Origin of the sequence: Microvirga sp. KLBC 81, assembly GCF_003075415.1 — a bacterium.
Lineage (GTDB): Bacteria > Pseudomonadota > Alphaproteobacteria > Rhizobiales > Beijerinckiaceae > Microvirga.
Window position 1 is genome coordinate 26,811 of record NZ_QDAH01000032.1, and the last position, 13,876, is coordinate 40,686.

The following is a 13,876-nucleotide window of genomic DNA, read 5'->3' on the forward strand; positions in this document are numbered from 1 at the left end:
GGGCCATGCGTGATCGCCCTCTCATCCTGGTTGTCGACGATATCGAGGAAAACATCGAGATCGTCCGCGTGCGCCTGGAGGCTCAGGGCTATGAGATCGAGACGGCCAGCAATGGACGCGAGGCGCTCGAGAAAGCGGATCGACTGCGCCCCGATCTGATCCTGCTCGATATCATGATGCCGGAGATGGACGGCATCGAAGTCACGCAGCAGCTCAAGGGCAATGAAGCCCTTCGCGCCACTCCCATCATTCTGCTGACGGCGAAATCCAGCATCAAGGACGTGGTCGCGGGCCTCGACGCTGGAGGTGATGACTATCTCACCAAACCTTTCGAGCCTGCGACGCTCGTTGCACGGGTACGCTCGCTGCTGCGGATAAAAACCCTTTACGACACTGTCCAGGCACAGGCCTCGGAACTTGCAGCCCTGAACCAACATCTGGAAGAGCGTGTCGAGCAGCAGGTGCAGGAGCTCGAGCGGTTACGCGATCTCAGGCGCTTCCTGCCGCCTCAGATCGCGGACATGATCGCCTCGAAGGGCGGCCAGGCCGAAATCCTTCAGCATCACCGCCGGGAGATCGTGGTGCTCTTCTGCGATCTGCGCGGCTTCACGAGCTTTGCCGAGATCGCTGCGCCCGAGGAGGTGATGGACCTTCTGAATGCCTATCACTCGACTCTCGGACCGCTGATCCACGAGGCTGCGGGAACGCTTGAGCGGTTCACGGGCGACGGCATGATGATCTTCTTCAACGATCCCATTCCCTGTCCCGATCCCGCCGCTCGTGCCGTCAAGCTTGCGATCGCCATGCGCGATCACATTCAGATGCTGGCGCATGACTGGCGGCTTCGGGGCTATTCCATCGGATTTGGCATCGGCATCTCGCAAGGCTACGCGACCATGGGCCGGATCGGCTTCGAAGGGCGGTTCGATTACGCCGCCATCGGCACCGTGACGAATGTGGCCGCGCGCCTGTGTTCGGAAGCACGCGACAGCCAGATCCTGGTCACGCAGCGCATCGCTGCGGAGGTGGAGAATCTGGCGGCCTTAACCTCTCTTGGCGACTTCAATCTGAAGGGTCTGAGCCGCCCGATTCAAATTTATAATATCGAAGGGCTCAGACCTGAGAGCGCGAGCGCCTAACCCATCTTCACCATGACGTGGCGCACGGCCGTATAATCCTCCAGCGCGTACATGCTCATATCCTTGCCGTAGCCGGACTGCTTCAGGCCGCCATGGGGCATCTCGTTGACCAGCATGAAGTGGCAGTTCACCCATGTGCAGCCATACTGCAGGCGCGAGGCCGTGCTCATGGCCTTCGACACGTCCTTGGACCACACGGACGAGGCGAGGCCGTAATCGGAATCGTTCGCCCAGGCGACCGCCTGATCCACATCGTCGAAGCGCGTCACGGAGACGACAGGGCCGAACACTTCACGGCGAACGATCTCGTCCTCCTGGAGGGCCCCGGCCACGACGGTGGGTTCGTAGAAGAAGCCGCCGCCGCTTCCCTCCTTGCCGCCGGCCGTGATCTCGATGTGCTTGAGATCCGCAGCACGTTCCACAAACGAGGCCACGCGCGAGCGCTGGCGCGGTGATATCAGCGGGCCAATGTCGTTCTCATCGTCATTCTCGCGGCCAAGTCGCAGGCCTGAAACGGCGGAGGAGAGATCCGCGACAAAACGGTCGTAGATCTTGGAGCCCGCATAGATGCGGCAGGCTGCCGTGCAATCCTGGCCGGCATTATAGTAGCCGAAGACCTTAATACCCTCGACCACCTCGGCGAGATCCGCATCATCGAACACGATGACCGGCGCCTTGCCGCCGAGCTCCAGATGCGTGCGTTTCACCGAATTTGCGGCAGCGGCGAGAATCTTCTTGCCCGTGGCGACGTCGCCGGTGAGGGAGATCATCGAGACCTTCGGATGGGAGATGAGTGTCTGGCCGACAGTTTCGCCACGTCCCACCACCACGTTGACGACGCCTTGAGGGAAGATATCGGCGATGATCCTGGCGAGCTTCAGCGTCGTCAGCGGCGTCTGCTCGGAGGGTTTGATCACCACCGTATTGCCGCCAGCCAGGGCCGGAGCGAGCTTCCACGCCGCCATCATCAGCGGATAATTCCACGGCGCGATCGATGCCACGACGCCAATGGGATCGCGCCGGATCATGGAGGTATGGCCCGCCAGATATTCCCCGGCGACTGCGCCCTGCATGGTGCGCACCGCACCGGCGAAGAAGCGGAAGCAATCGACGATTGCCGGGATCTCGTCACGCAGCACGAGATAGCGCGGCTTGCCGCAATTGAGCGCTTCGAGGCTCGCGAAGGACTCCGCTTCCGCTTCGATGCGATCAGCGAGCTTCAGCAGAAGTCCTGAGCGCTCGGCAGGCGTGGTGCGTGACCAGAAGGCGAAGGCGGCTTCTGCTGCCGAGACCGCATCATTGATCTGGTCGGAAGATGCTTCGGGCATTTTCAGGATCGTTTCGCCCGTGCGCGGATTGAGGATCGTCTCCGCATCCTCGGATCCCGCCTCGAAGCGCCCGCCGATCAGCATTTCGGTGTCGGATGGTCTGGAAAGATTGGCTGTATCCATGGTGTCCTCCTCAAATTGTTCTGATCGGTTTCCCGTCACGGGCGGCTCGATGCTCCCACCTCCTCGCGGGTCAGGTAATAGGCCGCGAGAATAGGCAGGAAGGTCAGGACGATCACAATGACGGCAACGACGTTGGTGACGGGCCGCTGACGCGGTCTGACGAGTTCGTTGAACATCCAGATCGGCAGCGTCGATTGCTGTCCTGCGGTGAAGGTGGTGACGATCACCTCGTCGAAGGACAGGGCGAAGGCGAGCATTGCGCCTGCAAGCAGCGCCGTGCTTAAGTTAGGCAACATCACATAGCGGAAGGTCTGGAAGCTGTCGGCGCCGAGATCGTAGGACGCCTCCACGATGGAGGGGGACATGCGCCGCAGGCGCGCCACCGCATTGTTATGCACCACCACGACGCAGAAGGTGGCATGCCCCACCACGATGGTCCAGAAGGAGAAAGGCAGATCCATCAGGTTGAAGGCGGAGCGCAATGCGATGCCGGTGATGATGCCGGGCAGCGCGATGGGCAGGATGATGAGAAGCGAGATCACCTCGCGTCCGAAGAACCTGCTCCGCGCCAGCGCACCGGCGGCAAGCGTGCCCAGCACCAGGGCGATGAAGGTCGCAACCGCTGCGACTTGAAACGAGAGCGTGAGCGCGTTCCAGACATCAGGACGGGACCAGGCAACGCCGAACCATTTCAGCGTCAGACCCGGCGGCGGGAACTGATAGCTGCGCTCCTCCGTGGTGAAGGCGTAGAGGATCACGAACGCGAGCGGCGCGTGCAGGAAGAGGAGTCCGACGGTGGCACTGATCTTCAAGCCCAGGGAAGCCTTAGAATGCATCGAACGCCCCCAGTCGCTTCGCAGCAAGAAGATAGAGCGCCATCACCATGATCGGCACGACTGCGAAAGCCGCAGCGAGCGGAATGTTGCCCGCCGTGCCCTGCAACACATAGACGGCTTGGCCCAACAACAGCGTCGATGGGCCGATGATCTGCGGCAGGATGTAATCACCGAGCGTCAACGAGAAGGTGAAGATGGAGCCTGCTGCGATGCCCGGCATGGCGAGCGGCAGGATCACCGTCCGAAAAGTCTGGTTCGGCGATGCGCCGAGATCGGCCGACGCCTCGGTGAGGCTGCCGGGCACGCGCTCCAGCGCGGCCTGGACGGGTAAGATCATGAATGGCAGCCAGAGATAGATGAAGACGAGGAATTGGCCGATATAGCTGACAGACAGGGACGGACCGCCAATCAGCGGAGTGCTCAACAATCCGTCGATCATAGGGGTCGCGCCGATCCGGTTCGCCGCCCATGCCACCGCCCCTTCCTTCGCGAGCACCAGTTTCCAGGCATAAACCTTCACGAGATAGCTCGACCAGAGCGGCATCATGATCGCGAGATAGAAGGCTGCCTTCATGCGCCCATATGCGTGGCGCGCTGCGTAATAGGCGATAGGAAAGGCAAGGATCGCGGAGGCCAGCGTCACGGCAGCGGCCATCGCGACGGTGCGCAGGATCACGTCGAGATTGGCTGGCTGCAGCAACTCGGCATAGGTTTTCAGCGTGAACTCGCGAACGATGGTTCCCGAAAACTCATCGATGGAGAAAAAGCTCTGCAGCAGCAGCGCGATCAAACTGCCCACATAGACGATCCCGAGCCACAGCAGCGGCGGCACGAGAAGGAGAGTGAGCAGAAGGCCGCGGCGCTTGAAGAGCGCATCGGAGAAGTGGCGCGACAGGCTCTCGCGCGGGATCGGCAGATCGAGGACGCCAGCGGTCACCGTTCATCCTCCATCTCATGCATGGCGGCCGGCGACCATGACAGGCGGATCGGCTCGCCAGGACCCAAGCTCCGCACCTCCGACGCAGGCACGAGGGCACAGAGGCGAACGCCCGCGCAATCGGCGATCACGCGCCGCATCGCACCCTGGTATTGAACTTCGATGCATGTGCCGTCCGCATGAAGGCGCCCTGGCTCGCTTGCATTCCCGGCGGGACGAACGGCAATCGCTTCAGGCCGGAGGCTCACGAGCCTCGAGGGGCCACCGAAGCGTGCGGTCACGGCGGGTTCGAGCACGTTGGAGCCGCCAACAAATTCGGCGACGAAGCGCATTCGAGGCCGCTCATAGATCTCTTCCGGCGTGCCAACCTGCACGATACGACCTGCATTGAACACGGCCACGCGGTCGCTCATCGAGAGCGCCTCGCCTTGGTCGTGCGTGACGAAGATGAAGGTAAGGCCGAGGCTGCGCTGCAATGCTTTCAGCTCCACCTGCATCTCCTCTCTCAGCTTCAAGTCGAGCGCGCCGAGCGGCTCGTCGAGCAGCAGCACCTTGGGGCGGTTGACCAAGGCGCGCGCAAGCGCAACGCGCTGGCGCTGGCCGCCGGAGAGCTGCTGCGGACGACGCACGTCGAAGCCGACGAGTTTTACGAGCGCGAGCGCCTCACGTCCGAGCTTCTCCCGTTCCGTGCGCCCCATGCCGCGAATGCGCAGGCCGTAAGTCACGTTGTCGAGGACGTTCAGATGCGGAAACAGCGCATAATCCTGAAACACCGTGTTCACCGCGCGGCGATAAGGCGGAACACCCGCAACGGGCTCACCGAAGATACTGATCTCACCTGCATCGGGCTGCTCGAATCCGGCGATCAGGCGAAGGCACGTGGTCTTGCCCGAGCCGGAGGGACCCAGCATCGAGAAGAACTCGCCGACATGGATGTCGAGATCGAGCCCATCGACAGCCCGCACGGCGCCGAAGTGGCGGGCGACGCCGTTGAAGCGCACGGCGTGAGCCGGTGCAGGCGCAAGGGATTGAGCCGCAATGGTGTCTTGCGGACGCGTGTGAACGGACATGAGTGGCGCTCCGGAGGTCAAGCGATCAGGCCTCCTGTTGTGTCGAAGGGAGGCGCTCTTGAAGCTCGAGCGCCTCCGCGTCAGGGCATCAACGCCCACCGAGGATGGCGATGTAATCCGTCACCCAGCGATAATAGGGTATGCAGCCTTCGGACTGGGTTGCGCATTTTGCAACCGGCGTGCGCCAGAACTTAATCATCTCGAAATTGCCCATGCCGTTGACCTCGCAGCCTTCGGCGCCGAGAAGCTCGTTGCCCTTGCATGCGGCGGGAACGGAGGGCACGGAGCCGAACCAGGAGGCGAGATCGCCCTGTACCTTCGGGCTCAAGGAATGCTCAAGCCATAGATAAGCGCAGTTCGGATGCGGCGCGTCCACATGCATCATGGTGGTGTCGGCCCAACCGGTCGCGCCCTCTTCCGGAACGGTACTGGCGACGGGCTTGTTCTGGCTCTGCAGGAGATTCACCTGGAAGGGCCAGGATGAGGAAGCGACCACGCCTTCATTGGTGAAGTCGTCCACCTGGACCATGGCGTCGTGCCAGTAACGCTGCACGAGCCCGCGCTGCTTGCGCAGCAGATCGAGCGCCGCCTTGTACTGCTTCTCGTTGAGCTCGTAGGGATCCTTGATACCGAGATCCGGCTGATGCTTCATCAGGTAGAGCGCCGCATCGGCGATGTAGATCGGCCCGTCGAAGGCCTGGATGCGTCCCTTGTTGGACTTGCCGTCGGGAAGCGTCATCTCCTCGAACACCACGTTCCAACTCTTGGGCGCTTCCTTGAACACGTTGGTGTTGTACATCAAGACGTTCGAGCCCCATTGATAGGGCACGCCGTAATGGACATTGTCGACCGTGTGCCAGGGCGCGTTCTGCAGGCGCTGGTCGACAGTGTTCCAGCTTGGAACGAGACTGGTGTTGATCGGCTGCACGCGCTTGCCGGAGATGAGCCTCAGACTCGCATCGCCCGATGCGGTGACGAGATCGAACCCGCCCTCGTTCATGAGGGCCACCATCTCGTCCGAGGTGCCGGCGGTCTTCACATTCACCTTGCAGCCGGTCTTCTGCTCGAAGCTCGTGACCCAATCGTATTTCTTGTCGGTCTCGCCCCGCTCGATATAGCCGGGCCACGCGATGATATCGACCGAACCCTCGGCCTTGCCGAGCTGTTTGACCTGTGCGGCGGCAGGCATGGCGCCGATCGACGCCGCCAAGCAGAGTCCCGCGGTCTTGAAGACAATGCGACGCATGATGCGCCTCCCCTTCCCTCTAACCCCATCTGAAAGCAGGCGGGGCCCATTAGGCTTGGGCCTCTTATCCTGGGGAAAAGAGTGTCCCAAGTCGCCAAGCTGCGCCACTTTAATCGAGAGAATTCGGCTATCGGAATTTCCGATAGGTCAGGCGCGCTGTCGGTGGGTCCTATAGGTCCGCACGACGGAGAGGAATTGAGAAGCCGGAGGCGAAAGGCGGGAGCCGCGCCGCCATACCACGCCGACTGACACCGCCGGCAGATCCTCGTGGATACGCCGTGCCTCGATCTTGTCGCCTTCCAGCGACCAGGGCCGATAGGTGAGATCGGGCAGGACAGCGACACCCGCTCCCGTCGCCACGAGGCTTCGCACCGCCTCCACCGAGCGGGTGCGGAACGCCGTGGGTGGGCGGATGCCAAGCTGCTGCATGGCATGCTTGGGGGCTTCATCGATTTCGTCGATGGCCAGCAGGATTTGCGGCTCCTCGGCCAGATCCCGCAGGCTGACCTCCACCTCCTGAGCGAGCCTGTGGCCGAGGGGCAGCCACAGACGATAGCGCGAGGCCTCCACGATCTCGGCTTCGAGAGAAAGCAGCCTCGGCCTCGGCGGCAGCACCATGACGGCGATATCGAGCTCGCCGCCGATCAGGAGATGTTCGAGATAATCGCGCCCGTCCTCCACGACGCCGACTTCGAGAAGCGGAAAGGCACGCCGGAACCGGGCGAGCAGGTCGGCGAGGATGTAGCTCGCCACCAGCGGCGTGACACCCAGATTGAGCCGCCCCTCGGATGGCGCGCCACCATCGCTCAGCGCCCGCCGCGCATTGGACACTTCTGCGAGGATCTTCTCGGCGTGACGCAGGAACTGATAACCCTTCAGAGTCAGGCTCATGCCATGGGTGGAGCGCTCCACCAGCTTGAAGCCGAGATCCTGCTCGAGCTCCTGCACGGCCTCGGTAATCGTGGATTGCGAGATCGACAGATGGCGGGCCGCCCCGGAGATGGATCCCGTTTCCGCAATGGCGACGAAATAGCGAACTTGGCGGAGAGAGAAGGCCATCGGAGGCTCAGGAGCTATGGTTTTGACCGTCCTCCATTCTTGCCCGCCCCTGCCCTTTTGAAAAGCCACGCTCCAGAGGCCCGTGAAATGTGTGAGGGCACCATCGTCGCAGCGCCAAACCCCGGTTCTTTATGGCGAACAAGATCCTATTGGAAACGGCTCGCGGGACAACACACATCTCAGACATGCAAGGATTTCTCTTCGCCGGTCGGGAATGGTCCCGCCTGACATCGTGAGGAGTAAATCTGTTACATTCACTTTCGTTCGTTAAACAGAACTTTTCCGTTGACAAGGACGAACAGCAGCGCTTGTCTCCTGCGCTGGAACACAATCAAAGGAGAGAACGATGCTTCACAGGCATCACATTGCGCTGGCAGCCGTGATTGGCGCCTTGTCCACGGGATTCCCGCTCGCCTCGGCGCAGGCGGCAGAGGCGATCTCCGATGGTGTGGTCAAGATCGGCGTGCTGAACGACCAATCCGGCATCTATGCGGATATGGCGGGCTCCGGCTCGACCATCGCCGCCCGCATGGCAATCGAGGATTTCGGCGGCAAGGTGCTTGGAAAGCCCATCGAGGTCGTCGCGGGCGATCACCAGAACAAGCCGGATGTCGGATCCGCGGTTACCAACCGCTGGATCGATGAGGACAAGGTGGACACGATCGTCGATCTCCCGACATCCTCGGTCATGCTGGCCGTCCAGGAGATCGGCCGGCAAAAGAACCGCCTGGTCATTGCCTCCACGGGCGGCTCTTCGGATTTTACGGGCAAGTTCTGCTCTCCTGTCGGCATTCACTGGACCTACGATACCTATGGCCTCGCCGTGGGCACGGGGCAGCCATTGGCAAGCCGCGGCCCCTGGTTTTTCCTGACGGCGGATTATGCCTTCGGCCATGCCCTGGAGCGGGATACGGCCCAGGCCGTCACCAAGGCAGGCGGCAAGGTCGTTGGCAACGTCAGGCACCCGCAAGGCAATCATGACTTCTCCTCGTTCCTCCTCCAGGCCCAGAGTTCGGGCGCGAAGATCGTCGGAATCGCCAATTCCGGCGCCGATACGGTGAATGCGATCAAGCAGGCGCACGAGTTCGGTCTCACGGATTCGGGCGTGCAACTCGCGGGCCTCTACATGCACATCACCGACGTGCATGCGATTGGCCTGAAGCAGGCTCAAGGCCTCCTGATGACCCAGGCCTTCTACTGGGACCTCAACGACGAGACCCGCGCCTGGTCGAAGCGCTTCTACGAGCGCCACAAGGCCATGCCGACGATGGGACAGGCCGGCGTCTACTCGTCGATCATCCATTACCTGAAGGCCATCGAGGCTGCGGGCACGGACGAGGCGCAGGCCGTTGCGAAGAAGATGAAGGAACTGCCGGTGAATGACTTCTTCGCCAAGAACGGGAAGGTGCGCGAGGATGGCCGCATGGTGCACGACCTCTACGTCTTCGAGGTGAAGAAGCCGGAAGAATCCCGCGAGCCTTGGGATTACCTGAAGCTGGTTCGCACCATTCCCGGCGACCAGGCCTTCCGTCCGCTGTCGGAAGGCGAGTGCCCGCTCGTCAAGGCCGGACATTGATGACACCGGACAGGGCCGCCTGCACGGCGGCCCTGCTGGTTCAGCCTACCGCCTTATTGCTAGGGGATGCTCGCTGTGAACACCCGAGACGGGTGCGCGCGCATTTGATAGGCTCCAGCCCAACAGAACCATCCGACCGGGCCCGCGGCTCTCAAGGATCTTCATAAGCAGACATCAGGGAACGCCCGTGACTTCGACTGTTTACGACACGAACCTCGATAAGAATCCCGCCAACTACCAGCCGCTGACGCCTCTGACGTTTCTGGAGCGTGCCGCAAGCATTCACCCGGACCGGACGGCCATCGTCCATGGCTCCTTGAGGCGTAATTACCGCGACTTCTATGCCCGCTCCCGCCGCCTCGCCTCGGCGCTCATCCGGCTCGGCATCGGACGCGGCGATACGGTATCGGTGGTGCTCCCCAATGTCCCCGCCATGCTCGAATGCCACTATGGCGTGCCGATGGCAGGCGCGGTGCTCAACACGCTCAACACGCGCCTCGATGCCAAGATCATCGCCTTCTCTCTCGAGCACAGTGGCGCGAAGGTTCTCATCACGGACCGCGAGTTCTCGGCAACCGTGAAGGCGGCCCTCGAACTCTCTTCCGTCAAGCCGCTCGTCATCGACTACGATGACCCGGAATTCACCGGTTCAGGCGAGCGCTTGAGCGATCTCGAATACGAGGACTTCCTGGCCGAAGGAGATCCGGAATTCGCCTGGAGCCTGCCGGGCGATGAATGGGATGCGATCACCCTGAACTACACGTCCGGCACGACGGGCGACCCCAAGGGCGTCGTCTATCACCATCGCGGCGCTTACTTGCTTGCGATGGGCAACATCGTCACCGGCGGAATGGGGCAGCATCCGGTCTATCTGTGGACGCTTCCCATGTTCCACTGCAACGGCTGGTGCTTTCCCTGGTCGCTCTCGATCGTCGCCGGCACTCATGTGTGCCTGCGGGCCGTTCGCGCGAAGCCCATGTACGATGCGCTGGCGGATTACAAGGTCACCCATCTCTGTGGTGCGCCCATCGTCATGTCGACGCTGCTGAATGCGCCCGCAGCCGAAAAGCGCACGTTCCCGCAAACGGTCCGCTTCATGACCGCGGCCGCTCCCCCGCCGGAGGCCGTGCTGGCGGCCATGAAGGAAGCGGGATTCGACGTCACGCATCTCTACGGCCTGACGGAGGTCTATGGTCCCGCCGTCGTCAACGAGTGGCATGAGGATTGGGACAAGCTGTCTCCTGCGGAATATGCCGCGAAGAAAGCGCGCCAAGGCGTGCGTTATCCCGTTCTGGAAGCGCTCGACGTGCTCGACCCGGACACGATGCAGCCCGTACCGGCGGATGGGCAGACGCTCGGCGAGGTCATGTTCCGCGGCAATGTCGTCATGAAAGGATACCTGAAGAACCCGAGCGCGACCGAGAAGGCTTTCGCGGGCGGCTGGTTCCATTCAGGCGATCTCGGCGTGAAATATCCCGACGGCTATGTCCAGCTGAAGGACCGCTCGAAGGACATCATCATTTCCGGCGGCGAGAACATCTCCTCCATCGAGGTGGAGGATGCGATCTACAAGCATCCTGCGGTTCAGACGGTTGCCGTCGTCGCGATGCCGGACGAGAAATGGGGCGAAACCCCTTGCGCCTTCGTGGAGCTGAAGCCCGATCAATCCGTGACGGCGGAGGAGATCATCGCCTGGTGCAGGCAGCACCTCGCCTCCTTCAAATGCCCGCGCACGGTGATCTTCACGGAGTTGCCGAAGACATCCACCGGCAAGATCCAGAAATTCCAGCTGCGCGAGATGGCGCGCGCCCACGCAAGCCAGGCGTGAAGGATGGGGCGCGCTCCTCAGAGAATGAGCATCGGATCGACTCCCAAAAGTGCAGATCCACTTTTGGGTCCGATGCTCTAGCGCCCCTTCCACACGGGCTTACGTTTTCCGATGAACGCATCGATGCCCTCGGCCGCGTCCTCGGCCATCATGTTGCAGGCCATCACCTGGCCTGCGAAAGAATAGGCCTCTTCCAGGCTCATGCTGCGCTGCCGCCCGAACATCGCCTTTCCGGTACGGATCGCGACAGGGCTCTTCGAGCAGATGGCCGACGTCAGCGAGGCGACGGCCGCATCGAGTTCGGCATCCGGCGCGACGCGGTTGATCAAGCCGTAGGACAGCGCCTCGGCGGCCGAAATGAAGCGTCCCGTCACGAGCATCTCGAAGGCCTGCTTGGGTGCGACATTTCGCGAAAGAGCCACCGCCGGCGTGGAGCAGAAAAGGCCGACATTGATGCCGGAGACGGCGAAGGTCGCGCTCTCGGCCGCGACCGCGAGATCGCAGGACGCGACCAGCTGGCACCCGGCTGCCGTCGCCATGCCGTGCACGCGGGCGATCACAGGAGCGGGCAGATTCACGATGCTCTGCATGACCCGGCCGCACCGCTGGAACAGAACCTCGTAATATTCCTGGCGCGGATTGGAGCGCATCTGCTTGAGGTCGTGTCCTGCGCAGAAGGCCTTGCCCGCGGCAGCAATCACCACGCAGCGCACACTCTCATCGGCGGCAAGCTCGTCCAGGCTTTGCTGCAACGCCTGCAGCATTTCCTCCGACAGCGCATTGTACTGGCCGGGCCGGTTCAGCATCAGGGTCGCGACCCCTTCCCGGTCCTCGCGGATCAGAATGGGCTCTTCGGGGATAGTCTGCTGCGCGCTCATGATTGTCTCTCCTGGCCCCGAATTTAAGCACGTTGTCCGCCTGAGCCAAGCCGAATAAGCTGAGGTCAAGCAAGCCGCTCGGCCGATGCGACGCCGCAGCGACATAACAGGAAGGGAGCCCCCATGAGCAAGGCACCAATCAGCCGCTTTCCGACGCCGGAGATCGCCGATCTACCGGAGGATATCCGGGCACGCGTCCTGGCCGTGCAGGAAAAGTCGGGCTTTGTCCCGAATGTCTTCCTGGTCCTTGCCCGGCGCCCTGACGAGTTTCGCGCCTTCTTTGCCTACCACGATGCTCTCATGGACAAGCCGGGGAACCTCACCAAGGCCGAGCGTGAGATGATCGTGGTGGCGACGAGCAACGCCAACCAGTGCCAGTACTGCGTCGTCGCCCACGGGGCGATCCTGCGCATTCGGGCGAAAGATCCGCTGATCGCGGATCAGGTTGCGGTCAATTATCGGAAGGCCGACATCACGGAGCGGCAGAAAGCCATGCTTGACTTCGCCATGAAGGTGGCTTTCGAGGCCTATGCGGTTGACGATGCCGACCTCGAAACTTTGAGCGCTCATGGCTTCAGCGAGGACGACGCCTGGGACATCGCCGCCATCGCCGCCTTCTTCGGCATGTCGAACCGCCTCGCCAATGTCACCAACCTGCGCCCGAACGACGAGTTCTACATGATGGGCAGGACTTGAGCGATCACGCCCCTCTCACCTTATTCACTCTCTTGACTTGTCGCGTCCATGAGCACCTTGACGCTATCCAGAGAGTTCGCGACAGCGATGGCCGTGTCCCATTCCTCAAGGCGGTAGCGGTGAGTGACAATGCCCTTTGATGTCACCAGTCCCCGCGACAGCAGATTGATGGCGATAGGGTAGCAATAAGGCGCAAGGTGAGCGCCACGAATATCGAGCTCCTTGCGGTCGCCGATGATCGACCAATCGACCGTCGTCGGCGCTCCGAAGACCGAAAACTCGACAAAACGACCGAGCTTGCGAATGAGATTGAGGCCTTGCTCGACGCCGCTCGGCGAACCTGTCGCCTCGATATAGACATCGCACCCATATCCATCCGTCAGAGACCGCACGACAGCCAGCGCATCCTGCTCGCGAGGATTGATGACGACATCCGCGCCGAAGGATTTCGCGAGCTGCAACCGCTCGTCGACCATGTCGATGGCAATGAGCAGTTTCGGCGTCTTGAGCTTCGCCACCTGAACCATCATGAGGCCGATCGGCCCGGCCCCTGCGATCACCACCACGTCGTCGAGCTGGATGTCGCCGCGATTGACCGTGTGGATGGCGCAGGCCAGAGGCTCGATGATCGCGGCATCGTTTGCGGAGATCCCCTCGTCGATCTTGTGGACGCGCGCGGTGCGTGGAATGCGCATGTACTCCGCCATTCCGCCATCGGCCACCACGCGCTGGAAGCCGAAGATATTGTGGACCTCGCACATCCAATACTGCCCTGACCGGCAGAACCGGCATTGATCGCACGGCACGATCTGTTCCGCGATCACGCGCTCCCCGAGGCTGACGCCGAAATGCTCCGCTGCTCCCGGCCCCAGCTCATCGACCACACCATAGAATTCATGCCCTGGGATCACCGGTGGCTTCACATAGGGATTGTCCCCGCCCCAGAACATTTTCGCGCCCGACCAGCATTTGCAATCGCTCGCACAGATGCCGCAAGCCGCAATGCGAAGGACCATCTCGCGCTCCTCCGGCACCGGCCGGTCCACCTGCTGGACGCGGTAATCCTCAGGCCCATGGCAGACGATGGCCGTCATCTTCCTGTTGGACTGCTCCCGCAATCCGACTGGAGTATCCTCTTCATTCAATGCCATCATTGCGTC

The 13,876-nt window shown here is 62.0% G+C and carries 12 protein-coding genes; 4 read left to right on the forward strand and 8 right to left on the reverse strand.

Features of this window, described 5'->3' with window-relative positions:
* Positions 1-5 precede the first annotated feature (5 nt).
* A complete protein-coding gene (locus DC522_RS18675) occupies positions 6-1,139 on the forward strand; it encodes an adenylate/guanylate cyclase domain-containing protein (protein ID WP_116530179.1) in 1,134 nt (377 codons plus the stop codon).
* Here the strand turns inward: DC522_RS18675 and DC522_RS18680 are convergent.
* The 6 genes from DC522_RS18680 to DC522_RS18705 all read right to left on the reverse strand — a co-directional run bounded on the left by DC522_RS18680 (position 1,136) and on the right by DC522_RS18705 (position 7,738).
* The gene (locus DC522_RS18680; protein WP_116530180.1) at positions 1,136-2,590 is read right to left on the reverse strand and encodes a gamma-aminobutyraldehyde dehydrogenase; all 1,455 of its coding nucleotides are present in this window, start codon (positions 2,588-2,590) and stop codon (positions 1,136-1,138) included. The two genes, DC522_RS18675 and DC522_RS18680, sit on opposite strands and share 4 nt — an antisense overlap.
* Positions 2,591-2,625: 35 nt before the next feature.
* Positions 2,626-3,450, reverse strand: a complete 825-nt coding sequence (locus DC522_RS18685; protein WP_116530210.1) for an ABC transporter permease — start codon at positions 3,448-3,450, stop codon at positions 2,626-2,628.
* Positions 3,416-4,342: an ABC transporter permease gene (locus tag DC522_RS18690; RefSeq protein ID WP_371679956.1), complete on the reverse strand. Its 927-nt coding sequence runs from the start codon at positions 4,340-4,342 to the stop codon at positions 3,416-3,418. The genes DC522_RS18685 and DC522_RS18690 overlap by 35 nt, the downstream gene beginning before the upstream one ends.
* 17 nt (positions 4,343-4,359) lie before the next feature.
* The gene (locus DC522_RS18695) at positions 4,360-5,433 is read right to left on the reverse strand and encodes an ABC transporter ATP-binding protein (protein WP_116530182.1); all 1,074 of its coding nucleotides are present in this window, start codon (positions 5,431-5,433) and stop codon (positions 4,360-4,362) included.
* Between the two features lie 88 nt (positions 5,434-5,521).
* The gene (locus tag DC522_RS18700) at positions 5,522-6,622 is read right to left on the reverse strand and encodes an ABC transporter substrate-binding protein (RefSeq protein WP_371679958.1); all 1,101 of its coding nucleotides are present in this window, start codon (positions 6,620-6,622) and stop codon (positions 5,522-5,524) included.
* 204 nt (positions 6,623-6,826) lie between these two features.
* Complete coding sequence (locus DC522_RS18705; protein WP_116530184.1) at positions 6,827-7,738, reverse strand: LysR family transcriptional regulator; 912 nt, start codon at positions 7,736-7,738, stop codon at positions 6,827-6,829.
* A gap of 346 nt (positions 7,739-8,084) precedes the next feature.
* Here DC522_RS18705 and DC522_RS18710 point away from each other — a divergent pair, with 346 nt between their 5' ends.
* A complete protein-coding gene (locus DC522_RS18710) occupies positions 8,085-9,314 on the forward strand; it encodes an ABC transporter substrate-binding protein (RefSeq protein ID WP_116530185.1) in 1,230 nt (409 codons plus the stop codon).
* Between the two features lie 187 nt (positions 9,315-9,501).
* A complete protein-coding gene (locus DC522_RS18715; RefSeq protein WP_116530186.1) occupies positions 9,502-11,142 on the forward strand; it encodes an acyl-CoA synthetase in 1,641 nt (546 codons plus the stop codon).
* A gap of 77 nt (positions 11,143-11,219) precedes the next feature.
* Here DC522_RS18715 and DC522_RS18720 read toward each other — a convergent pair whose 3' ends face one another.
* On the reverse strand, positions 11,220-12,020 hold the full coding sequence (locus tag DC522_RS18720; protein WP_116530187.1) for an enoyl-CoA hydratase: 801 nt from the start codon (positions 12,018-12,020) through the stop codon (positions 11,220-11,222).
* A 123-nt stretch (positions 12,021-12,143) separates the two neighbouring features.
* Here DC522_RS18720 and DC522_RS18725 point away from each other — a divergent pair, with 123 nt between their 5' ends.
* A complete protein-coding gene (locus DC522_RS18725; protein WP_116530188.1) occupies positions 12,144-12,716 on the forward strand; it encodes a peroxidase-related enzyme in 573 nt (190 codons plus the stop codon).
* A 20-nt stretch (positions 12,717-12,736) separates the two neighbouring features.
* Here the strand turns inward: DC522_RS18725 and DC522_RS18730 are convergent, their stop codons facing one another.
* Positions 12,737-13,870: a zinc-binding dehydrogenase gene (locus DC522_RS18730; protein WP_245444296.1), complete on the reverse strand. Its 1,134-nt coding sequence runs from the start codon at positions 13,868-13,870 to the stop codon at positions 12,737-12,739.
* Between the last annotated feature and the right edge of the window lie 6 nt (positions 13,871-13,876).